Source organism: Streptomyces sp. NPDC029014, from assembly GCF_055564695.1.
In genome coordinates, this window is sequence record NZ_JBVHVT010000088.1 from 1 (window position 1) to 22,079 (window position 22,079).

17 protein-coding genes are annotated in these 22,079 nt (G+C 73.5%); 12 read left to right on the plus strand and 5 right to left on the minus strand.

Features of this window, described 5'->3' with window-relative positions:
- Positions 1–293: 293 nt before the first annotated feature.
- The 5 genes from ACZ4VL_RS33405 (at position 294) to ACZ4VL_RS33425 (ending at position 6,436) form a co-directional block, all read left to right on the plus strand.
- Entirely contained in the window at positions 294–794 is a 501-nt protein-coding gene (locus ACZ4VL_RS33405; protein WP_468207644.1) for a hypothetical protein, read from the plus strand.
- Between the two features lie 81 nt (positions 795–875).
- Positions 876–2,102: an arginine deiminase gene (locus ACZ4VL_RS33410; RefSeq protein ID WP_468207646.1), complete on the plus strand. Its 1,227-nt coding sequence runs from the start codon at positions 876–878 to the stop codon at positions 2,100–2,102.
- A 140-nt stretch (positions 2,103–2,242) separates the two neighbouring features.
- Entirely contained in the window at positions 2,243–3,253 is a 1,011-nt protein-coding gene (gene argF, locus ACZ4VL_RS33415; RefSeq protein WP_468207649.1) for an ornithine carbamoyltransferase, read from the plus strand.
- Positions 3,254–3,333: 80 nt separating this feature from the next.
- Positions 3,334–4,161, plus strand: a complete 828-nt coding sequence (locus tag ACZ4VL_RS33420; RefSeq protein WP_385805420.1) for an enoyl-CoA hydratase family protein — start codon at positions 3,334–3,336, stop codon at positions 4,159–4,161.
- A 4-nt stretch (positions 4,162–4,165) separates the two neighbouring features.
- Complete coding sequence (locus tag ACZ4VL_RS33425) at positions 4,166–6,436, plus strand: bifunctional salicylyl-CoA 5-hydroxylase/oxidoreductase (RefSeq protein ID WP_468207652.1); 2,271 nt, start codon at positions 4,166–4,168, stop codon at positions 6,434–6,436.
- A gap of 40 nt (positions 6,437–6,476) precedes the next feature.
- On the opposite strand, the gene ACZ4VL_RS33430 is transcribed toward ACZ4VL_RS33425, so the two are convergent.
- From ACZ4VL_RS33430 to ACZ4VL_RS33445, 4 genes are all read right to left on the minus strand, one after another.
- Positions 6,477–7,316, minus strand: a complete 840-nt coding sequence (locus tag ACZ4VL_RS33430) for a GNAT family N-acetyltransferase (protein ID WP_468207655.1) — start codon at positions 7,314–7,316, stop codon at positions 6,477–6,479.
- Between the two features lie 64 nt (positions 7,317–7,380).
- Positions 7,381–7,902, minus strand: coding sequence for a hypothetical protein (locus tag ACZ4VL_RS33435; RefSeq protein WP_468207658.1), 522 nt, complete (start codon positions 7,900–7,902; stop codon positions 7,381–7,383).
- 27 nt (positions 7,903–7,929) lie between these two features.
- Complete coding sequence (locus ACZ4VL_RS33440; protein ID WP_468207661.1) at positions 7,930–8,736, minus strand: PaaX family transcriptional regulator; 807 nt, start codon at positions 8,734–8,736, stop codon at positions 7,930–7,932.
- 4 nt (positions 8,737–8,740) lie between these two features.
- Positions 8,741–10,360, minus strand: a complete 1,620-nt coding sequence (locus ACZ4VL_RS33445; protein ID WP_468207664.1) for an AMP-binding protein — start codon at positions 10,358–10,360, stop codon at positions 8,741–8,743.
- A 162-nt stretch (positions 10,361–10,522) separates the two neighbouring features.
- Between ACZ4VL_RS33445 and ACZ4VL_RS33450 the strand changes: the two genes are divergently transcribed.
- The 5 genes from ACZ4VL_RS33450 to ACZ4VL_RS33470 all read left to right on the plus strand — a co-directional run bounded on the left by ACZ4VL_RS33450 (position 10,523) and on the right by ACZ4VL_RS33470 (position 16,518).
- Entirely contained in the window at positions 10,523–11,698 is a 1,176-nt protein-coding gene (locus ACZ4VL_RS33450; protein ID WP_468207667.1) for an acyl-CoA dehydrogenase family protein, read from the plus strand.
- Complete coding sequence (locus ACZ4VL_RS33455) at positions 11,695–12,111, plus strand: RidA family protein (protein ID WP_468207670.1); 417 nt, start codon at positions 11,695–11,697, stop codon at positions 12,109–12,111. Before ACZ4VL_RS33450 ends, ACZ4VL_RS33455 begins: the two co-directional genes overlap by 4 nt.
- 201 nt (positions 12,112–12,312) lie before the next feature.
- Complete coding sequence (locus ACZ4VL_RS33460; protein WP_468207673.1) at positions 12,313–12,630, plus strand: hypothetical protein; 318 nt, start codon at positions 12,313–12,315, stop codon at positions 12,628–12,630.
- Between the two features lie 174 nt (positions 12,631–12,804).
- Entirely contained in the window at positions 12,805–13,746 is a 942-nt protein-coding gene (locus tag ACZ4VL_RS33465) for a polyphosphate kinase 2 family protein (RefSeq protein WP_468207676.1), read from the plus strand.
- Between the two features lie 27 nt (positions 13,747–13,773).
- Positions 13,774–16,518: a cation-translocating P-type ATPase gene (locus ACZ4VL_RS33470; RefSeq protein ID WP_468207680.1), complete on the plus strand. Its 2,745-nt coding sequence runs from the start codon at positions 13,774–13,776 to the stop codon at positions 16,516–16,518.
- Positions 16,519–16,588: 70 nt separating this feature from the next.
- Here ACZ4VL_RS33470 and ACZ4VL_RS33475 read toward each other — a convergent pair whose 3' ends face one another.
- On the minus strand, positions 16,589–17,959 hold the full coding sequence (locus ACZ4VL_RS33475; RefSeq protein WP_468207683.1) for an aminopeptidase P family protein: 1,371 nt from the start codon (positions 17,957–17,959) through the stop codon (positions 16,589–16,591).
- Positions 17,960–18,178: 219 nt separating this feature from the next.
- Here ACZ4VL_RS33475 and ACZ4VL_RS33480 point away from each other — a divergent pair, with 219 nt between their 5' ends.
- The gene (locus ACZ4VL_RS33480) at positions 18,179–20,608 is read left to right on the plus strand and encodes a collagenase (RefSeq protein WP_468207685.1); all 2,430 of its coding nucleotides are present in this window, start codon (positions 18,179–18,181) and stop codon (positions 20,606–20,608) included.
- Positions 20,609–20,735: 127 nt separating this feature from the next.
- A complete protein-coding gene (locus tag ACZ4VL_RS33485) occupies positions 20,736–21,887 on the plus strand; it encodes an NAD(P)/FAD-dependent oxidoreductase (RefSeq protein ID WP_468207688.1) in 1,152 nt (383 codons plus the stop codon).
- The last annotated feature ends 192 nt before the right edge of the window (positions 21,888–22,079 follow it).

Sequence of the window (22,079 nt, forward strand, 5' to 3'; positions counted from 1 at the left end):
GAAGAGGGGGGTGGTGAGGGACGTCCGGTGGAGGTTCGACGATGCGGGCCCCTTTTTGCTCACTGGGGGGCGCCCCCCCCCCCCCCCCCCCCTCCCCCCCCCCCCCCCCCGGCGCGAGCGGGTGCGCCGGCCGCGACCGGGTGCGCCGGGGCGCGTAAAGCCCGTGCCCCGGTAGGGCCCCGAATTAGGTCGTATGGGGGAACTTTCCGGGGGAACGCCGGGGAAACCGCGGGCGGGATCGTTCATCCAGGGCAGCGGAACGTCCGCGACCCTGGAAGGACGGAACAGCACTTATGAAGATGACCGCGCGCGGAAGCATTGCGGCGCTCATGACCTGTATCGCCGCCGCCGGCGCGGCCGGCCCGGCGGCGGCCGACGCGGTGCCGGTCGACGTCCCGCTGGAAGCGGTGAAGACCACGCTGGGCGTGGAGACGCCGCGCGTGGGCACCGGTGTACCGCTGCCGGTCGTCGGCGCCCCGGAGGTCCGCCACCACTCCGGCGACCTGCTGCCGACCCCGGTCGTGCCGGTCGTGCCGGTCGGTGCCGAGCTCGGCCGCACGCTGGTCAGCACGCCCGTCCCGAACCTGCTCGGCGACCCCGCGACCGACGGCGAGGGCGCGCTGGAGGCCCCGGCCACCGACCTGGTCGCCCGCACCCCCGGCGTGGTCCTGGGGGCCCCGCTGACGATGCCCGACGGCAGCAACCACGGCATCCCGAACGCGACCCTGCCCAAGCTGGGCCTGACCGGCCCGGAACTGGTCGGGGCGCCGACCGCGTTGCTCGGTCTGCAGTGAACCAGGGCGACCCGTGGTCCGCCGGGGCCTCCTGAGCCAACGCCACGTCAAAAAGCCGTCCGGTCTGCGAACGTGTACGCCATGGGATTCCATGTCGACTCCGAGGCCGGACGGCTTCGCCGCGTCATCCTCCACCGGCCCGACCTGGAGCTGAAGCGGCTCACACCCAGCAACAAGGACGCACTGCTCTTCGACGACGTGCTGTGGGTGCGCCGGGCCCGCCAGGAGCACGACGGATTCGCCGACGTGCTGCGGGACCGGGGTGTGGAGGTGCACCTCTTCGGCGACCTGCTGCGCGAGGCCCTGGACATCCCGGAGGCGAGACACCTCGTCCTCGACCGGGTCTTCGACGAGAAGGAGTACGGGCCGCTCGCCACCGACCACCTCCGCGCGGTGTTCGACGGGCTGGCGTCGGCCGACCTCGCCGAGGCGCTGGTCGGCGGCATGACCAAGCGCGAGTACCTGGAGCGGCACACCGAACCGGTCTCGGTCCGCTTCCACGCCATGGAGCTGGACGACTTCCTGCTGAGGCCGCTGCCCAACCACCTGTTCACCAGGGACACTTCGGCGTGGATCTACGACGGGGTGTCGATCAACGCGATGCGCTGGCCGGCCCGGCAGCGCGAGACGGTGCACTTCGAGGCGATCTACCGGCACCACCCGCTGTTCACGGCCTCGGGCGCCTTCCACTTCTGGTCGCAGGGGCAGGCCGACTACCCCTCGACCATCGAGGGCGGGGACGTGCTCGTCATCGGCAACGGGGCGGTCCTGATCGGGATGAGCGAGCGGACCACCCCGCAGGCGGTGGAGATGCTCGCACGCGGCCTGTTCGCCGCCGGGTCGGCGACCGCCATCGTCGCGCTCGACATGCCCAAGCGCCGGGCGCTGATGCACCTGGACACCGTGATGACGATGGTCGACGGAGATACGTTCATCCAGTACGCGGGGCTGGGCATGCTGCGCTCGTACACCATCGAGCCGGGTGTCGGTGCGCACGACCTGAAGGTGAGCGACCACCCGCCGGAGCACATGCACCGGGCCATCGCCGAGGCGCTCGGGCTGGACTCGATCCGCGTGCTGACCGCCCGGCAGGACGTCCACTCGGCCGAGCGCGAGCAGTGGGACGACGGCTGCAACGTACTGGCGGTGGAGCCGGGGGTGGTCGTGGCGTACGAGCGGAACGTGACGACCAACACGCACCTGCGCAAGGAGGGCATCGAGGTCATCGAGATCCCGGGCAGCGAACTCGGGCGGGGCCGGGGCGGTCCGCGGTGCATGAGCTGCCCGGTGGAGCGGGATCCCGTATGACCCGTACGGCGGCCCGCGGTGCGCCCGGAGGCGCCTGACGAGGGACGATGGTGCGGGGCGGGAAAACAAGGTCTGTATATGAATGCATACCGTCGTATAGACTTCCAGCATTCCCCGTCACGTGACCCTGGAGTGCCGCCATGCCCACCGACCTCGTCGGCCGCAGTTTCCTCAAGGAGCTCGACTTCACCGCCGCCGAGTTCCGCGGCCTGGTCGAGCTCGCCGCCGAGCTGAAGGCGGCCAAGAAGGCGGGGGTCGAGCAGCGCCGCCTCGCGGGCCGGAACATCGCCCTGGTCTTCGAGAAGACCTCGACGCGCACCCGCTGCGCGTTCGAGGTCGCCGCCGCCGACCAGGGCGCCCACACCACCTACCTCGACCCCGCGGGCTCCCAGATCGGCCACAAGGAGTCGGTCAAGGACACCGCCCGCGTGCTGGGCCGGATGTTCGACGCGATCCAGTACCGCGGCGACGGCCAGGAGATCGTCGAGGCGCTCGCCGAGCACTCCGGCGTGCCCGTCTACAACGGCCTCACCGATGACTGGCACCCCACCCAGATGCTGGCCGACGTCCTCACCATGACCGAGCACTGCGCCAAGCCGCTGGACCGCACCGCCTTCGCCTACCTCGGCGACGCCCGTTTCAACATGGGCAACTCCTACCTGGTCACCGGCGCCCTGCTCGGCATGGACGTCCGCATCGTCGCCCCGAAGGCCTACTGGCCCGCCGAGGACGTCGTCGCCCGGGCCCGCGAGCTCGCCGCCGACAGCGGCGCCCGGATCACGCTGACCGAGGAGGTGGCCGAGGGCGTCGCCCAGGCGGACTTCGTCGCCACCGACGTCTGGGTCTCGATGGGCGAGCCCAAGGAGGTCTGGGACGAGCGGATCGCCGCCCTGGCCCCGTACGCCGTCACGATGGACGTGCTGCGCGCCACCGGCAACCCGGACGTGAAGTTCCTGCACTGCCTGCCGGCCTTCCACGACCTGGGCACCGGCGTCGGCCGCGAGATCCACGCCCGGCACGGGCTGGACTCGCTGGAGGTCACGGACGAGGTGTTCGAGTCCGCGCACTCCGTCGTCTTCGACGAGGCGGAGAACCGGCTGCACACCATCAAGGCCGTCCTCGTCGCGACCCTCGCCCGGCCGGCCGCCTGATCGTCCGGCCGGGTGCCCGCCCCCCTCCGGATATCGCGCTTCTGTGACGGAAGTCAGGATGCGGTGATACCGTCGTTCCCGTGAGCCCCTTCATCGGTTCCACCCCGGCAACCCAGCGGTGGCGCCACCTGCGGGTGACCCGGCAGGACGGCGTGGCCACCGTCACCCTCACCCGCCCCGAGAAGCTCAACGCCCTCACCTTCGGCGCCTACGCAGACCTGCGCGACCTCCTCGCCGAACTCTCCCGGGAACGCTCCGTGCGCGCCCTCGTGCTCGGCGGCGAGGGACGCGGCTTCTGCTCCGGCGGCGACGTGGACGAGATCATCGGCGCCACCCTCGCCATGGACACCGCCCAGCTCCTCGACTTCAACCGGATGACCGGCCAGGTCGTGCGCGCCGTCCGGGAATGCCCCTTCCCCGTGATCGCCGCCGTCCACGGGGTCGCCGCCGGCGCCGGCGCGGTCCTCGCCCTCGCCGCCGACTTCCGCATCGCCGACCCCACCGCCCGCTTCGCCTTCCTCTTCACCCGCGTCGGCCTCTCCGGCGGCGACATGGGCGCCGCCTACCTGCTGCCCCGCGTCGTCGGCCTCGGCCACGCCACCCGGCTGCTGATGCTCGGAGAGCCCGTCCACGCCGTCGAGGCCGAGCGCATCGGCCTGCTCAGCGAACTCACCGAGGAGGGCGGGGCCGACGCGCGGGCCGCCGAACTCGCCGCCCGCCTCGCCGCCGGCCCCGCCCTCGCCTACGCCCAGACCAAGGCGCTGCTCACCGCCGAGCTCGACATGCCGCTGGCCGCCGCGGTCGAACTCGACGCCAACACCCAGGCCCTGCTGATGAACGGGCGGGACTACGCCGAGTTCCACGCCGCCTTCACCCAGAAGCGGCCGCCGGAGTGGAAGGGCAGGTAGCGCCATGCCCGTCGCGCAGCGCGGTACGGACCCGCTCCGGGTCGCGGTGATCGGCGGGGGACCGGGCGGACTGTACGCCGCCGCGCTGCTGGCCCGGCAGGGCCACGGGGTGGAGGTGTGGGAGCGCAGCGCCCCCGACCGGACCTTCGGCTTCGGTGTGGTGCTGTCCGACGAGACCCTCGGCGGCATCGAACGCGCCGACGCCGCCGTCCACGCCGCCCTCAGCGCCGAGTTCGTCCGCTGGGACGACATCGACATCGTCCACCGCGGCCGGATGCTGACCTCCGGCGGCCACGGCTTCGCCGCCCTCGGCCGGCGCCGGCTCCTACAGATCCTGCACGAGCGCTGCACCGCCCTCGGCGTCATCCTCCGTTTCCGCACCCCGGCACCGCCCGCCGAAGCCCTGGCGGCCTCGTACGACCTGGTCGTCGCCGCCGACGGGGTGCACAGCCCGACCCGGCAGAGCGGGGCCGAGCACTTCCGGCCCACGCTGACGAGCGGACGCTGCCGGTACATCTGGCTGGCCGCCGACTTCGCCTTCGACGCGTTCCGCTTCGAGATCGCCCGGACCGAGCACGGAATCATGCAGCTGCACGCCTACCCGTTCTCGGCGGACGCCTCCACGGTGATCGTCGAGATGCGGGAGGAGGTCTGGCGGGCCGCCGCCTTCGATCTGTGCGACGAGACGGAATCGGCCGCCCGCTGCGCCAAGCTCTTCGGCGAGGCCCTGCGCGGCCGGCCGCTGCACGGCAACCGCTCCGCCTGGACGGCGTTCCGCACCGTCGTCAACGACCACTGGTCCCACGGCAACGTGGTGCTCCTCGGCGACGCCGCGCACACCGCGCACTTCTCCATCGGCTCCGGCACCAAACTCGCCGTCGAGGACGCCCTCGCCCTCGCCGAGGCCGTGGCCGCCGAGCCCGACGTCCCCTCCGCCCTGGCCGCGTACGAGGCCGAGCGGCGGCCCGCGGTGGCCTCCACGCAGCGCGCGGCCGCCGCCAGCATGCGCTGGTTCGAGGAACTCGCCGGCTACGTCGACCAGCCCGACCGGCAGTTCGCCTTCAACCTGCTCACCCGCAGCCGCCGGGTGACCCACGGCAACCTGCGGCTGCGCGACGAACGGTTCACCCGCGCCGTCGAACGCGACTTCGGCTGCCCCGACGACGCCACCCCGCCCATGTTCACCCCGCTGCGGCTGCGCGGCCTGACCCTGCGCAACCGTGTCGTGGTCTCCCCGATGGACATGTACTCGGCCGCCGACGGGGACGGCACCCCGGGCGACTTCCACCTCGTCCACCTCGGCTCCCGGGCCCTCGGCGGGGCCGGCCTGGTGATGACCGAGATGGTCTGCGTGTCCCCCGAGGGCCGGATCACCCCCGGCTGCACCGGCCTGTACACCGAAGGGCAGGCCGCCGCCTGGAAGCGGATCGTCGACTTCGTGCACAGCTCGGCGCCCGGCACGGCCTTCGGCGTCCAGCTCGGCCACTCGGGCCGCAAGGGCTCCACCCGGCTGATGTGGGAGGGGATGGACGACCCCCTTCCGGAGGGCAACTGGCCGGTGGTCGCCGCCTCCGCACTGCCGTACCGGCCCGGCGTCTCACCCGTGCCGCGCGCCCTGACCCGCCGCGACCTCACCGCGATCCGCGGCGAGTTCACCGCGGCCGCCGCCCGGGCCGCCGACTGCGGCTTCGACCTGCTCGAACTGCACTGCGCCCACGGCTACCTGCTGTCCGGGTTCCTGTCCCCGCTGACCAACCACCGCGACGACGCCTACGGCGGGCCGCTGGAGAACCGGTTGCGCTTCCCGCTGGAGGTCTTCGACGCCGTCCGCGAGGTCTGGCCCGAGGACCGGCCCATGACCGTCCGCTTCTCCGCCGCCGACTGGGCGCCGGGCGGCACCACGCCGGAGGAGGCCGTGGACATCGCGGCCGCCTTCGCCGCCCGCGGCGCCGACGCCGTCGACGTGTCCACCGGCCAGGTCGTCGCCGACGAGGCCCCCGAGTTCGGACGCTCGTACCAGACCCCGTACGCCGACCGGATCCGCAACGCGCTCGGCGTCCCCGTGATCGCCGTCGGCGCCATCTCCTCCTGGGACGACGTCAACTCCCTGCTGCTGGCCGGCCGCGCCGACCTGTGCGCGATCGGCCGCCCCCACCTCTACGACCCGCACTGGACCCTGCACGCGGCCGCCGACCAGGACTACCGCGGCCCCGCCGCGCCCTGGCCGGCCCCCTACCGGGCGGGCAGCCGCAAGCCCCCGACCGGCAAGGGCTGAGCCGCCGCACCGCCGGCCGCGTCCGGGCCGCCCCGGCCGGTCATCCGGCCAGCACCAGGACCCGGTCCTCGACCGGCCGGAAGCCGAGCCTCAGGTACACGCCGGTGCTGGTCGGGTTCGCCGTGTCCGCGAAGAGCAGCACCTCCGCCGCCCCGGCCGAGCGGGCCGCCCCCACCGCGGCGTGCGTCACCCCGGCCGCGTATCCCCGGCGCCGGTCCTGCGGCGGCGTGTACACCGGGCCGATCCGGGAGGCCCCGCCCTCCGCCGGGCTGAACGCGGCCAGCGCCACCGGCCGGCCCGTGCCGTCCTCCCACAGCAGGACGCCGTTGCCGGCGATCCGGTCCCGCACCACCGCGTCGACGGCCACCGGGTCGCCGATCTCGTGCGCGAACGCCGTGAACCACTCCCGCACCAGCGGCAGGTCCGCCTCGGCGGCCGGCCTGGCCCGCCCGGCGGGAGCGGGGTCCGGGTCCGCCAGCTCGCCGAGCCGGTACAGCCGCATCACCTCCCGCTCGGCGACCGGCCGCCCCCAGGCCGCCGCCAGCCGCCGTCCGTGCGCGAGCCGCGCGTTGAACCCGCCGATCCCGCTCAGCAGCGGCTCCCGGTGCAGCGCCTCGCCGAGGGCCGCCACCGCCTCGTCCGGCACGGTGCCCAGCAGCAGCGGGTACGGCGGCGTCCACAGCAGCCCGCCGGCCACGGCGCCGTCCGCGCCGGTCCACCAGCCGAACACCGGCTCGCCGGCGGAGTACGCCTGCATGCCCCGGCGGTGCAGCCCGCCGGCCACCGTCAGCAGCAGGGTGTTGGACACCGGGTCGGCGGCCACGGCCGGGCCCGCCGCGGCCCGCCAGGCCGCCAGGTCGTGCGTGAAGGTCCACGTCATGCCCCGCATGATGCAGCCCGGCCCGGCCACCCCGCATCCGGTTTCAGCGGCCCCCCGGCCGGTCTCAGGAGGGCAGCCAGCCCGGCCACCACGGCGGCACGTTGTCCGGCCCGCACAACCCCGAATCCCCGCGGTAGCCGTCGAGGGTGCCCTGGGTGGCGAAGTACCAGACGACCACCACCCCCAGGACCAGCAGCACGGCCGCCACCCCCGCCGTCGGGTGCACCCGCCGGGCGAGCAGCCACACCACCACCGCGAGCACCGCACACCCCGGGACGAGCCCCACCATCTGGAAGAACATCTCGAACTTCCCACCCGCCTCCCAGCCCGCGTCGCAGTAGGCGCGGGCGTTGGCGGCGAGCACGTGGGCGACGTAGCCGGCGCCCGCGCCGAGCAGTGCCACGGCGACCACGGACCGGATGCGCGGCCACTTCCCCGACCGTGCCGCCGCGGCGGGCGGGAGCAGGTGCGGCGGGGGGACCGGCGGCCCGAATCCGGGCGGTGGGGCCTGCGGATGCGGGGCCTGCGGCGGCCGGGCCTGCGGTGCGGGGCCGGAGGCTTCCGGAGGAAGATCGTTTGTGGTCACGTCCCGTCGGGACGCCGGCCCCGCCCGTTACGGTTCCACGAAGCGGGCCCCCGCGTCCCGCAGCCGCGAGTGGAGCTCGGCGAAGACCGCCGCCGCCCGGTCGCCCGGCCAGTCCGACGGCAGCAGGTCGTGCGGCAGCCCCGGATCGGCGTACGGCAGCCGGCGCCAGCTGTCCAGGGCGAGCAGGTAGTCGCGGTAGGCCTCCTCCGGACGGGGGGAGCCGCCCTGCTGGAGGGCGCGCAGCACCGGCTCGTGCCGGTCGAGGAACTCCTCGTGCTCCTTGGCCAGGGCCGTCAGGTCCCACCAGCGGCCCACCGCCTCGGCGGTCGGCGCGAAGCCGAGGTGCTCGCCGCGGAACAGCTCCACGTACCCCGTCAGGTGCAGCCGGTCCAGGGTGTGCCCGGTCTCCTCGTACAGGTGGGCCGGGGCGATCCACACCCCGGGCGCGACCGAGCCGTAGCCGAGCCGGGCCAGCCGGGAGCGGAGCAGGTGCCGCTTGGCCCGCTCCTGCTCGGGCACGGAGAACACCGCGACCAGCCATTCGCCGGTGCCGCGGGTGACGCGGTCGCCGTAGATCCGCCGGTCGCCGTCGTCCAGCAGCTGCCGGGCCTCCGCGGAGAGCTCGTACCCGGCGGAGCCGTCCGCCGCCCGCGCGGGCAGCAGGAAGCCGCGCCGCTTGAGCCGGGACACCGACGAGCGGACCGACGGGGCGTCCACTCCGGCCGCGCCCAGCAGGCGGACCAGCGCGGACACCGGCACCGGGCCCTCGAAGGACCGCCCGTAGGCGCCGTAGAAGGTGACGATCAGGGATCGCGGGGTGTGCTGCTCGGCCACGAGTTCACTGTAGATCGCGCAGCCGGAACCGCTGCAGTTTCCCCGTCGCCGTGCGCGGCAACGAGGACAGGAAGACGAACGCCCGCGGGCATTTGTGCGGGGCCAGCTCCGCCCGCATGAAGGCCCGCAGCGCGTCCTCCGACAGGGTGGCCCCCTGCTGCGGCACCGTGTAGGCGACCACGATCTGCCCGCGTCGCTCGTCGGGGCGGCCCACCACGGCGGCCTCCGCCACGTCCGGGTGGCGCAGCAGTGCTTCCTCCACCTCCGGGCCGGCGATGTTGTAGCCCGCCGAGATGATCATGTCGTCGGCTCTGGAGACGTAGCGGAAGTAGCCCTCCGGGTCCCGTACGTAGGTGTCGCCGGTCAGGTTCCAGCCGTCCCGCACGTACTCCTCCTGGCGCGGATCCGCCAGGTAGCGGCAGCCCACGGGGCCGCGCACGGCGAGCAGCCCCGGCTCGTTGTCCGCGACGGGCCGCCCGTCGCCGTCCACGATCCGGGCCTGCCAGCCGGGCACCACGCGGCCCGTGGTGCCCGGGCGGATCTCGTCGTCGGCGGCGGAGATGAAGATGTGCAGCAGCTCGGTGGCGCCGATGCCGTTGATGATCCGCAGCCCGGTGCGCGCGTACCAGGCGTGCCAGGTGGCGGCCGGCAGGTTCTCGCCCGCCGACACGCAGCGGCGCAGCGCCGACAGGTCGTAGGCCCCGGCGTCGTACGGGCCCAGGGTGTCCAGCATCGCCCGGTAGGCGGTGGGGGCGGTGAACAGGACGGTGACCCGGTGCCGGGCCAGCGCGGGCAGCAGGGTGCGCGGCCCGGCCTGCTCCAGCAGCAGCGCGGAGGCGCCGGCGCGCAGCGGGAAGACGACCAGGCCGCCGAGGCCGAAGGTGAACCCGAGCGGCGGGCTGCCCGCGAAGACGTCGTCGGGCCGGGGGCGCAGCACGCTGCGGGAGAAGGTGTCGGCGACGGCGAGCAGGTCGCGGTGGAAGTGCATGCAGCCCTTGGGGCGGCCGGTGGTGCCGGAGGTGAAGGCGATCAGGGCCACGTCGTCGGCGGAGGTCCGCACCGCGGGGTACGGCGCCCCGTGCCGCTCGGCGAGCCGGAGCAGGTCGCGGGGGTCGCCGCTGCCGTACGGGGTGATCCGCAGGTCCGGCACCCCGGCCCTGGCCAGGTCGTCCGTGACGTCCGCGTGGCACAGCGCGTGCCGTACCCGGGCCATCGCGCAGACGGTGGCCAGCTCCTGCGCCCGCTGCTGCGCCAGGACGGTGACGGCGACCGCGCCCGCCTTCAGCACGGCGAGCCAGCAGGCGGCGAGCCAGGGTCCGGTGGGCCCGCGCAGCAGTACCCGGTTGCCGGGGACGACGCCCAGGTCGGAGGTGAGGACGTGGGCGATCCGGTCGACCCGGTCGCGCAGCTCCCCGTAGGACCAGACCTCTCCGGTGCCGGTGTGGAAGGCGGGACGGTCCGGCCCGAACCGGTCGATGGTGGCGTCGAGCAGCTCGGCCCCGCAGTTGAGCCGGTCCGGGTAGGCCAGCTCGGGCAACTCGAAGAGCAGCCGCGGCCAGGTGTGGGGCGGCGGCAGGTGGTCACGCGCGAAGGTGTCGGCGTGGGCGGAAGGCTTGAGCTCCAAGGCGGGTTCGCCCCCTTGCGACGGCAGCGGGCCCCGGCGGGGGACCGAGGTGGGTGGAGCCGGCCGTGCGGACCCTCCCGGCCGCGGCCGGGAGGCACTGCCAGGAGCGTATCGTGATGGTGACGGCAGTCAACAGGACGCGATAGAACCGGGGATGTTCGCATGAACGGATTCGCGCTCGGAGCAGAACAAGAGGAGTGGTGCGGGCGGCTGCGCGCGCTGTCGGCCACCCGGCTGCGGCCGCTGGCCGACAAGGGGGAGCCGGGCCGGGTCAACCGGCTCCTGCTGGCGGAGCTGGGGGAGCTCGGCCTGCTGGAGCGGGTCTTCGACGCGGGCGCCCTGGAGCTGTGCCTGCTGCGCGAGTCCCTCGCGTACGGCTGTACGGAGGCGGAGACGGCCCTCGCCCTGCAGGGGCTCGGCGCGCACCCCGTGCTCGCTTCGGGCACGGCGGCGCAGCGGGAGCGCTGGCTGCCGCAGGTGCGGGCAGGGCGGGCGGTGGCGGCGTTCGCGCTGAGCGAGCCGGGGGCCGGCTCGGACGCGGCGGCGCTGGCCCTGGCGGCCGAGGCCGACGGCCCGCGCGGCGGGTCCGGTGCCGGTGCCGGTGCCGGGTCGGGGCCGGGATCGGGGTCGGGGTCGGGGCGGGGCTGGCGGCTGAGCGGGGAGAAGTGCTGGATCTCCAACGCCCCCGAGGCGGACTTCTACACCGTCTTCGCCCGAACGGGTGAGGCGCCCGGCGCCCGCGGGGTCACCGCCTTCCTGGTGCCCGCCGACCGGCCCGGCCTGACCGGCGAACCCCTGGACATGCTCTCCCCGCACCCCATCGGCAAGCTCGTCTTCGACGGGGTCCCGGTCGGCCCCGAGGACCTGCTGGGCGAGCCCGGCCGCGGCTTCGCCGTGGCGATGGCCACCCTGAACCTGTTCCGGCCGAGCGTGGGGGCCTTCGCGGTCGGCATGGCGCGGGCCGCGCTGGACGCGACCCTGGCGTACACGGCGCGCCGGCCCGCCTTCGGCGGCGTGCTCGGCGACCTGCAGGCGGTGGGGCACCGGGTGGCCGAGATGGCCACCCGGACCGAGGCCGCCCGGCTGCTGGTCTACGCGGCGGCGGGTGCGTACGACGCCGGTGCGCCGGACGTGCCGCGCCGCTCGGCGATGGCGAAGCTGCTGGCGACGGAGACCGCCCAGTACGTGGTCGACCACGCGGTCCAGCTGCACGGGGCGGTCGCCCTCCAGCGCGGCCACCTGCTGGAGCACCTCTACCGGGAGGTCCGGGCGCCCCGTATCTACGAGGGCGCCAGCGAGGTCCAGCGCACGATCATCGCGCGGGAGCTGTACCGGTGAGCCTGGAGCGCATCAACCCGGCGGAGCTCTCCCCGCCGGCGGGCTTCTCCCACGCCGTGGCCGCGAGCGGGTCCCGGCTGGTGTTCCTGGCCGGGCAGACCGCGCTGGACACCGCGGGCAAGGTGGTCGGGGCGACCCTGCCCGAGCAGTTCGAGCGGGCCCTGTCCGGCCTGCTGACGGCCCTGGCCGCGGCCGGCGGCACCCCCGCCGACCTGGTTCGGGTCACGGTCTACGCCGTCGACGTGGCCGCGTACCGCACCCACGCCTCCGAGCTGGGACGCATCTGGCGGCGCCTGGCGGGCCGCGACTACCCGGCGATGGCGGTGGTCGGCATCGTCCGCCTCTGGGACGTTGACGCGTTGGTCGAACTGGACGGTATCGCCGTCCTCGACGACCGGCCGACCCGTCGGTAGCCCTTTCCGCATGGTGGGAAGTTCCAGTTCGCACCGGGCTTTTCAGCTGCGCTTTTGACATGCGGCGGGGGACGAGGGAGGGTGGAAATGACCTTTGTGTCAGCTTTCGTCAACAATGCTCGGAGGTGCATGACTATGCGCCGTGGGATCATTGCGGCGGTCGTTGCAGGCGCCGCTGGCGTAATGCTCGGCCTGACACCCGTGAGCGGTGCTTTCGCCGCAGGGCTTTCCCAGACCCAGCCGGCCGTTCAGGCCCCGCAGACCAGCCCGAACGGCAATTGGAACAGGTGCGACGACTGGCGCGGCAACGGGCGCTGGGGCGACTGGCGGGATTGGCGCGACTGGCGTGACTGCTGCGACCGCTGGGGTCGCGACTGGTGCTGGAACAACTGGAACGACTGGGGCCGCGGCGGCGACGGCAGGTGGAACGACCACCGGGGCCACTGGAACGACCGGGGCAACTGGAACGACCGGGGCTTCTGGAACGACCGGGCAGGGTGGGACTGGTACTGGCGTTAGAGATGAGTGAATGACGGGACTGCGGGCGGCTGCCGGTGCGGCCGCCCGCAGTGCTGTGCACCCCCGGCCCACCCCATCCCCCCAACCCATCCCCCGAACGGCCCCCAGCGTTTGCCGCGGGCCGCTTCCCTGCCGAACGTTGCAGGTACTGCCGGACCGGAGGGACGGGTACCGATGGCGGAGAAGCGAGCCCAGCGCATCGCGCGGTTCATCGAACCGCTGCGCGTCCGACCCGGGTCCACGGTGGACCTCGCCGCGGACTTCGACCCCCGCTACAAGGCCGACCTGACCAAGGCGGAGGGCGTCGCCCTGCTGGCCGAGGGGGTTGAGTTGCTCGACGAGTTCCAGGCGCGACTGGCCGCCCAGGACTCGCGCGGCGTGCTGCTCTGCCTCCAGGCCATGGACGCCGCGGGCAAGGACGGCACCATCCGGCACGTGATGAGCGGGGTCAACCCGCAGGGCGTTCGCGTGAGCAGCTTCAAGGTGCCCTCGGAGGAGGAGCTCGACCACGACTACCTGTGGCGCTACCAGTGCCGGCTGCCCCGGCGCGGCGAGATCGGCATCTTCAACCGCTCGCACTACGAGGAGGTCCTCGTGGTCCGCGTGCACCCCGAGTACCTCCGGCGCCAGCGGCTGCCGGAGGAGGGCCGCGACCCGGGCGTCTGGGAGCGCCGCTACCGGGAGATCAACAACTGGGAGCGGCACCTCGTCGAGAACGGCTTCAGCGTGGTGAAGGTCTTCCTCCACCTCTCCAAGGAGGAGCAGCGCCAGCGCTTCCTCAGCCGGATCGACCTGCCCGAGAAGAACTGGAAGTTCTCCTCCGCCGACGTCCGTGAACGCCGCTACTGGGACGCGTACCAGCAGGCGTTCTCCGAGATGCTCTCCGCGACCAGCACCGAGTGGGCGCCCTGGTACGTCGTCCCCGCCGACCGCAAGTGGTTCGCCCGCATCTGCGCGGCGGCCATCCTCGGGCACGCGCTGATGGAGATCGACCCGCAGTACCCGACGGTCGGTGAGCAGGCCCGCAGGGACCTGATGACCGCCCGGCGGGAGCTGGAGCAGGAGGGCTCCGACTCCGGGTCCGGAAGAGGCCGCAAGAAGAAGCACCGGAAGTAGCCCCGGTTCCGGATCGGAGGTACGAGGATGACGGCCCAGCCGGAACCGGCAGGCGACGAGGGCGCCCCAGGCGCCTGGTACGCGCGGTCCCCGCAGGACGTCGCGGCCCGCTGCGGGGTCGATACCGCGGTCGGGCTGCCCGCGGCCCGGGCGGCCGAACGGCTCGCCGCCGACGGACCGAACGCCCTGCCCGAGGAGAAGCCGAAGCCGGGCTTCCTGCGCTTCCTCGACCAGTACCGCAGCTACATGCAGATCATCCTGGTGGCCGCGGCGGTCGTGTCCGCGCTGATCCGCGAGTGGAACACCGCGATCCTGCTCGTCCTGCTCACCCTGCTGAACGCGGTCGTCGGCCTGCGCCAGGAGGGCAAGGCCGAGAGCGCCATGAACTCGCTGAAGTCGATGATGAAGGCGACGGCCCGGGTCCGGCGCGACGGCACGGAATCGGAGATCCCCGCCGAACAGCTGGTCGTCGGGGACGTGGTGCTGATCGCGGCTGGCGACCAGGTACCGGCGGACGGCCGGATCGTCGAGGCCAGCGCCCTGCAGATCGACGAGTCGGCCCTGACCGGCGAGAGCACCCCGGCGGCCAAGGACGCGGCCACCCTCCCCGCCGAACCCCTCGGGCCGGGCGACCAGTCGAACATGGCGTTCATGAACACGCCGGTCACCCACGGCAGCGGCCTCGTCGTCGTCACCGGCACGGGCAGCGGTACCGAGCTCGGCAAGATCTCCGGTCTGCTCTCGGTGACCAAGCGGGAGCAGTCGCCGCTCACCCGGGAACTCAACACGCTCACCCTCTGGATCGCCGGGGCCGCCGGCCTCACCATGATCGTCATGTTCGTGCTCGGCCGCAGCCGCGGCCAGGCCTGGGACCTGCTCTTCGTCAGCGCCGTCTCGCTCGCCATCGCCGCGATCCCCGAGGCGCTTCCCACCGTCAGCCAGGTGATCCTCTCGGTCGGCAGCCTCAACCTGGCCCGGCGCAACGCGATCGTCAAGGAGCTGGCGTCCGTCGAGACCCTCGGGTTCACCTCGGCCATCAACTCCGACAAGACCGGCACCCTGACGATGAACCAGGTGACCGTCGTCGAAGTGATCAGCCCCACCGACCGGTACACCGTGTCCGGCACCGGCTACCGCCTCGACGGCAAGGTCCACCACGCCGCCGGGACCTCCGCCGGCATCGAGGACGCCGTACTGCCCTACGTGGTCGCGAGCGACGCCAAACTGGTGGGCGGCGAGGTCGTCGGAGACCCCACCGAGGGCGCCCTGCTCGTCCTCGGCCACAAGGCCGGACTGGACGTCGAGGAGACCCGGGAGCGGCTGCCCCGCCTCGCCACCCTCCCCTTCGACCCCACCTACAAGCTGATGGCCACCTTCCACGAGGCCAAGGACACCTCGGGGCGCAAGGTGGTCCGCTGCTTCGTCAAGGGCGCCGCCCCCGCGGTCATGGGACGCGCCACCACCGCGCTCGCCGCGGGCACCCTCGTCCCCTGGGACGAGGACCTGAACCGCCGGGCCCAGGAGCAGATCGACCGGCTGGCCGCCGAGGGGTACCGGGTGATGGCCGCCGCCGTCCGCGACCTCGACCCGGCGGACCACGATCCGGCGGACTTCGACCCGGACGCGGACCTGCTCGCCCTCGTCACCGACCTGCACATGGTCAGCCTGGTCGGCATGGTGGACCCGCCGCGCGAGGAGTCCAGGGCGGCCGTCGCCGACGCCCAGGCCGCCCACATCCGGGTCCGCATGGTGACCGGCGACGACGTCACCACCGGCGCCGCCATCGCCCGCCAGCTCGGCATCCCCGGCGAGGCCGTCCTCGGGGCCGACTTCGCCGCCCTCCCCGAGCAGGAGCAGCTGGACCGGATCGACGGGATCGGCGTCGTCGGCCGCGTCGCCCCCGAGCACAAGGTGCTCCTCGCGGACGTCCTCAAGAAGAAGGGCGAGGTCGTCGCCATGACCGGCGACGGCGTCAACGACGCGCCGGCCATCAAGGCCGCCGACATGGGCATCGCCATGGGCAGCGGCACGAGCGTCGCCAGGAACGCCAGCCGGATGATCCTCTCCGACGACAACTTCGCCACGATCATCCACGCCGTGGCCGAGGGCCGGAAGCTCTACGACAACCTCACCAAGTACATCCGCTTCGTCCTGGTCCTGCTGGTCACCTTCGTCCTGACCTTCCTCGGCGCCGCCCTGTTCGACATCGCAGCCGGCGAGCCCTTCACGCCCCCGCAGGTCCTGTGGATCCACTTCGTCGTGAACGCGCCCTTCGGCTTCGCCCTCGGCTTCGACCGGGAGACCCCGGGCCTGATGCGGCGGGTCCCCCGCCCGCGCGGGGAGACGGTGCTGACGGGCCGACTGATGCTCACCGTCGGGCTCGCCGGGCTGGCCCTCACCCTCGCCCTGCTCACGCTGATCCGGCTCGGCCAGGAGCGCTACGGCAGCGCCCAGGTGGGCAACTCCATCGCGTTCACGGCCTTCGCGCTCTGCCTGATCGTGGCCGCCTACGAGTGCCGCAGCGAGACGGACTCGGCGCTGACCACCAGCACCTTCGACAGCAAGCAGATGAACTGGGCGGCCCTCGGGGAGCTGGTCCTGGCGGTCATGGCCACCCAGATGGACGGTTTCCGGCGCCTGCTCGACACCACCGAGCTCACCCTCCGGCAGTTCGGGTGGGCCGTGCTGGCCGCCCTCGCCCTGCTGGTCCTGTGGGAGCTCGGCAAGGCCGTCCGGCGCGCCCGCGCCCGCGGCGGGCCGGCCACCGGGTGAGGGGGCGGCGCACGGTTCGCACCGCCGCCCGTACTCACCCCGTACGCGCGCCCGCCGTGGCGGGCGGGCGTCAGCCCTCCAGCAGGTTCCCCATCCACTCCTCGATGCCCGCCACCGTGCGCGGCAGGGCGTCCGACATCAGGCGGGCGCCCGTCGCCGTGACGACCAGGTCGTCCTCGATGCGGACCCCGATGCCGCGCAGCTCCGGCGGGAGCGTCTCGTCGTCGGGCTGGAGGTAGAGGCCCGGCTCGACCGTGAGCACCTGCCCCTCCTCCAGGACCCCGTCCAGGTAGGTCCCGGCCCGCGCCTTCGCGCAGTCGTGCACGTCCAGCCCCAGCATGTGCCCGCTGCTGCACAGGGTGTACCGCCGGTGCAGGTCGCCCGCCGCGTTCTTGAGCACGCCCCATTCGGCGAGCCCCTCCGCGATCACCCGCATGCCGGCCCGGTGGAAGTCCCGGAAGCTGGCGCCCGGGCGGAGCGCGGCGATTCCGGCCTCCTGGGCGGCGAGGACGAGTTCGTACACCTGCCGCTGGACGGGGGAGAAGCGCCCGGACAGCGGGAGGGTGCGGGTGATGTCCGCCGTGTAGAGGGTGTCGGTCTCCACGCCCGCGTCGAGCAGCAGCAGTTCGTCCCGGTCCAGCCGGCCGTCGTTGCGGATCCAGTGCAGGACGCAGGCGTGGGCGCCGGACGCGGCGATGGTGTCGTAGCCCGTGCCGTTGCCCTCGGCCCGGGCGCGCAGGTCGAAGACGCCCTCGATCCACCGCTCGCCGCGCGGGTGCGCGAGGGCGCGCGGCAGGGCCCGTACGACGTCCTCGAAGCCGGCGGTGGTGTGGTCGACGGCGAGCTGGAGCTGGCCGACCTCCCAGGCGTCCTTCACCAGGCGCAGCTCGGAGAGGACGGTGGCCAGTTGGGGGTCGGTGGCGGCGTTGCGGCCCTCGGGGCTGCCGAGGGTGTCCAGGTGGGCGCAGCGCAGGCCGGTCAGGCGCTCGGCCTCGGCCAGGTCGGGGCGGCGGCCGACCCAGAACTCCCCGTAGCGGCGGTCGCGGTAGAACTCCTCGTTGCCGCCGGTGCGGGGGGAGCGGGGGCGCAGGTACAGCACCGCCTCGTGGCCGTGCGGGCCCGCGGGCTCCAGCACCAGGACGTGGCCGACCTGGTCCTCCCCGGTCAGGCCGGTGAGCCAGGCGTACGCGCTGTGGGGGCGGAAGCGGTGGTCGCAGTCGTTGGAGCGGACCTTGAGCTCGCCGGCCGGGACGATCAGGCGTTCTCCGGGGAAGCGCGCCGAGAGCCGGGCGCGGCGGGCGGGGGTGACGTCGTGGGCGGGGACGCGCACCGAGTCGGGCAGGGGTGAGGCGGCCCAGTCCCCGGCCATGAAGCGGGACAACTCGGGGGATACCGGCAGGTCGTGGCTGCCGGTGTGGAGGCGGGGGGATGCGTCGGACACGTCGGGCTCCCTCGGGAAGACGCGAACTGGTGGGCGCACAGGTCTTGTCAGTGCAATTTCACATTACTATGTTACAGCTCACACTGCGGCGCGTTAATCCCCGTCAAACGCCGTGTGTCACAGCGCAGTTCACGAAACACGGCGCAGTTTTCGCCCTTTCGCACCACGCACCCCCTTGCGCGCCATGTCCCCCACCGCCCCTCCCCACAGGAGTCCTTGGTGTCACAGCACAGAGTTGTGCGTACGTCCCTCCTCTCGGCCGCCGTTGCCGTCACCCTCCTCGCGACGGCGGGCCAGGCCGTCACGCAGGCCGCCGGGCGGGCCGCAGCCGCTCCCGCCGAGGCGCCGGCCGCCGCCGCCCCGGCCGCCTTCACCGGTGGGGCGCCGGGCGCGAACCCGTTCGACGAGGTCGACCGCATGGCCTCCCCGAAGGAGGCCGTCCCCGCGCCCGATCGGGCCCCCGGCGCCGACCGGGCCGCCGCGACCGGCTCCGCAGCCGCCACCGCCGCCGACGGCCGGACCCCCGGAGCCGCCACGGCCGCCGCCGCGCCCGCCGAGCGCACCGAGAAGAGCCGCAAGGCCACCGCCCAGGCCGCCCCCACCGGCCGGACCCTCGCCGCCGGCGTGCCCTGCACCCTCGACGGGATCACGGGCCTGTCCCCCGAGCAGTTCGCCGACTTCCTCGGCGACCAGGCCGTCCTCGCCGACGGCTGCCTGCGCGGGCTGATCTGGACCTGGGACGCCCGGCTGGCCCCGGTCATGTCCGATGCGCACGTCCAGGCCGTGTCGCGGCGGATATCCTCGCTGGCCGCCTCCCACGACGGCCGCAACTCCTCCCACCTGGAGGAGATGTTCACGTACCTGCACGCGGTCGTGTACCACGACTACTCCCGCTCCGAGATCGACGTCACCGACGCCCCGACCGTGGACGCCATGCGCCGGGCCATCGCCGCCTTCGGTGCCGCGGCCCGCACCTTCGACGTCACCGCCTCCAACGCCCGCACCCTGCGAGAGGCCCTCTACGCCGGCAGCGCGCCCGGCCTGCGCCAGCACCAACTCGGACTGATCAAGCAGGTCCTGGCCACCATGGACCCGTCCCACCCCGCCACCCACAAGGACGCGGCCTGGGCGGGCGCGGCCCTGGCCGCCCTCTCCGTGAACTACCTCGGCGTGTACCCGGGCAACCAGGACGCCGCCTTCCAGGCGGCGGTCGCGGCGGACCCCGCGTACCGCGCCGTCTTCAAGGCCTTCGCCTCGTACGGCCACCTCAAGGACACCGCCAACGCCTGGGTGGCGCGCGACGCCCTCGGCGAGTACGGCCGCTTCGGCCAGGTCCCGGCCCTGAAGGAGCAGACCGTCGCGGACCTCGGGGCGCTGCTCCCGACGGCCCGGTCCACGTTCGGCGACGGCAGCGAGCAGTGGGCGAAGGTCGTCTCCTGGCTCAACTTCTACGAGGCGTGCAAGCCGTACGGGGTGTGCAAGGAGGACATCGAGCGGCAGCTGTTCCCGAACACCTACACCTACGACAACGGCGCCATCAAGGTCCGCACCGCCCTCGACCGGGCCACCGTCGACCAGCTGTACTACGCCAGCAAGCAGGTCAAGACGCAGTTCCACCGGGTGCTCGGCACCGACCAGCCGCTCGCCGGAGACCCCAACAGCACGCTGAACATCGTGCTGTACGCCTCCCGCGCCGACTACGTGAACTACCACCCGATCCTGACCGGCTACGGCACCAACAACGGCGGCATCTACATCGAGAACGGCGCCACCTTCTACACCTACCAGCGGCGCGTCCCGCAGGACTCCTCCCTCACCCTCGAAGAGCTCTTCCGGCACGAGTACACGCACTACCTCAACGGCCGTTTCGCCGTCCCCGGCTTCTTCGGCGAGGGCCCCTGGTACGAGGGCGACCGCACGACCGCCATGGACGAGGGGACCGCCGAGTTCTTCGACGGCGCCACCCGCGACAACGGCATCGCCGTGCGCAAGTCCCTGGTCAAGAGCATCATCGGCGACACCGCCGGCGGTGGCCCCCGCATGTCGGTCGAGCAGCTGCTGAACGCCACGTACGACGGCGACGGCTTCCGCTTCTACAGTTACGCCGGGACCTTCTTCGAGTTCCTGTGGACGGAGAAGCCCTCGCTGCTGCGCGAGATGTACACGCACCTGCGCAACAACGACGTCGCGGCGTACGACGCCTGGCGCCACCGCACGGGCGCGGACACCTACCTCCAGCGCGACTACGACCGCTTCCTGGACGCGCAGATCGCCAAGGTGGACCAGCTGTTCGTGCCGAACACCAGCTTCACGCCCAACGGGCAGCTGCGCGACTCCGCGCTCGCGAACGTGAAGTCGTCCTTCGCGACGGCCACGTACAACACGCCGGACTGCGTGGAGAACGGGGACCCCGGCAAGCGCCGGTTCACCTGTACCGGGCGGATCACCGCGAACCTGAAGGACTGGCGCAGTGGCGACCAGAACTTCAAGGACATGTCGGAGACGGTCGACTACTTCCTCCTCGACCGGGCGGGCGCGGCCTCCAACAACCTCGCCGACATGAACTGCTCCTTCGGCCCGGTGGAGATCTGGGACAACCGGAAGGCCGGCACGTCGAGCTACAGCTGCGAGGGCCCGCTCCGCAGCTGACCCGGCACCGGCGGCCGGTCCCGGTTCCGACACCGTCGGGCGGGGGGCGGGACCGGCCGCCGGGCACCCGTGACCGTGCCTCGGGCGAGCCCTAGGCACCCCATAAAGAATGTGACATATTACTGCCGTGCCCAAGAGACACCCCCTGGACGTCGTGATCATCGGCGCCGGCGTCGTCGGAGCCGCCTGCGCCTACTACGCGGCCCGCTCCGGACTGCGCGTCGCGGTCGTCGACCGCGGCCCCGTCGCCGGCGGCACGACCGGCGCCGGTGAAGGCAACCTGCTCGTCTCCGACAAGGAGGCCGGCCCGGAACTCGACCTCGCCCTCCTGTCGGCGGGCCTGTGGCGCGAACTCGCCGGGGTGCTCCCGCAGGAGGTCGAGTACGAGCCCAAGGGCGGCCTCGTCGTCGCCCCCGACGAGACCACGCTCAAGGCCCTGCGCGCCTTCGCCGAGGGCCAGCGCGCGGCAGGGGTCGACGTCGCGGAGGCCGGCCCGGACGACCTGCGGGAACTGGAACCCCATCTGGCCCCAGGCCAGGCCGGCGGCTTCCACTACCCGCAGGACGCGCAGGTCCAACCCGCCCAGGCCGCGGCCAGGCTGCTCGCCGCGTCCGGGGCCGAGGTCCACCTCGGCGAGGAGGTCACCGCGGTCCTGCGCTCGCCCGACGGCGCGGTCCGCGGCGTCCGCACGCCGGCCCGGGAACTGGCCGCACCCGCCGTGGTGAACGCCGCCGGCACCTGGGCCGGCCGCATCGCCGAACTCGCCGGCGTCACCCTGCCGGTGCTCCCGCGCCGCGGCTTCGTCCTGGTCACCGAGCCGCTGCCGCGGGTCGTCCGGCACAAGGTCTACGCCGCCGACTACATCGCCGACGTCGCCAGCGGCTCCGCGGCCCTCCAGTCCTCGGCCGTGGTCGAGGGCACCCCGGCGGGCCCGGTGCTGATCGGGGCCACCCGGGAGCGGGTGGGCTTCGACCGCTCCCTGTCGACCGAGGCCCTGCGCCGGCTCGCCGCCCAGGCGGCCGCGCTCTTCCCGGTCCTGGCCGACGTCCGGATCCTGCGCACCTACCACGGCTTCCGGCCCTACCTCCCGGACCACCTCCCGGCGATCGGCCCGGACCCGCGGGTCCCCGGCCTGCTGCACGCCTGCGGCCACGAGGGCGCGGGCATCGGCCTGGCCCCGGCCACGGGCGCCCTCATCACCGCCGCCCTGACCGCCACCCCGCCACCCCTGGACCCGACCCCGTTCCACCCGCACCGCTTCCCGCCCGGCCCGCGGTGAATCCAGCCCGTCCGGCGTTTGAGGACCGGGGGTCCGGGGGCGGAGCCCCGGGATACGGAGAAAGGGCGGGGCGGGGAGAGGGCTCCGTGCAGCGGCCCGGCCCACCACCCCGACGCACGCCCCGCGGCCCCCGGCCTACCCGCCCGCCCGCCCACCCCCGCGCGACACTGAACGGCCCACCCCCCGAGGGAG

Bases quoted from the DNA above. Each gene is read 5' to 3' on its own strand.
- ACZ4VL_RS33405 (WP_468207644.1), top strand. From the start codon at position 294: ATGAAGATGACCGCGCGCGGAAGCATTGCGGCGCTCATGACCTGTATC.
- ACZ4VL_RS33410 (WP_468207646.1), top strand. From the start codon at position 876: ATGGGATTCCATGTCGACTCCGAGGCCGGACGGCTTCGCCGCGTCATC.
- argF (WP_468207649.1), top strand. From the start codon at position 2,243: ATGCCCACCGACCTCGTCGGCCGCAGTTTCCTCAAGGAGCTCGACTTC.
- ACZ4VL_RS33425 (WP_468207652.1), top strand. From the start codon at position 4,166: ATGCCCGTCGCGCAGCGCGGTACGGACCCGCTCCGGGTCGCGGTGATC.
- ACZ4VL_RS33430 (WP_468207655.1), bottom strand. From the start codon at position 7,316: ATGACGTGGACCTTCACGCACGACCTGGCGGCCTGGCGGGCCGCGGCG.
- ACZ4VL_RS33450 (WP_468207667.1), top strand. From the start codon at position 10,523: ATGAACGGATTCGCGCTCGGAGCAGAACAAGAGGAGTGGTGCGGGCGG.
- ACZ4VL_RS33465 (WP_468207676.1), top strand. From the start codon at position 12,805: ATGGCGGAGAAGCGAGCCCAGCGCATCGCGCGGTTCATCGAACCGCTG.
- ACZ4VL_RS33470 (WP_468207680.1), top strand. From the start codon at position 13,774: ATGACGGCCCAGCCGGAACCGGCAGGCGACGAGGGCGCCCCAGGCGCC.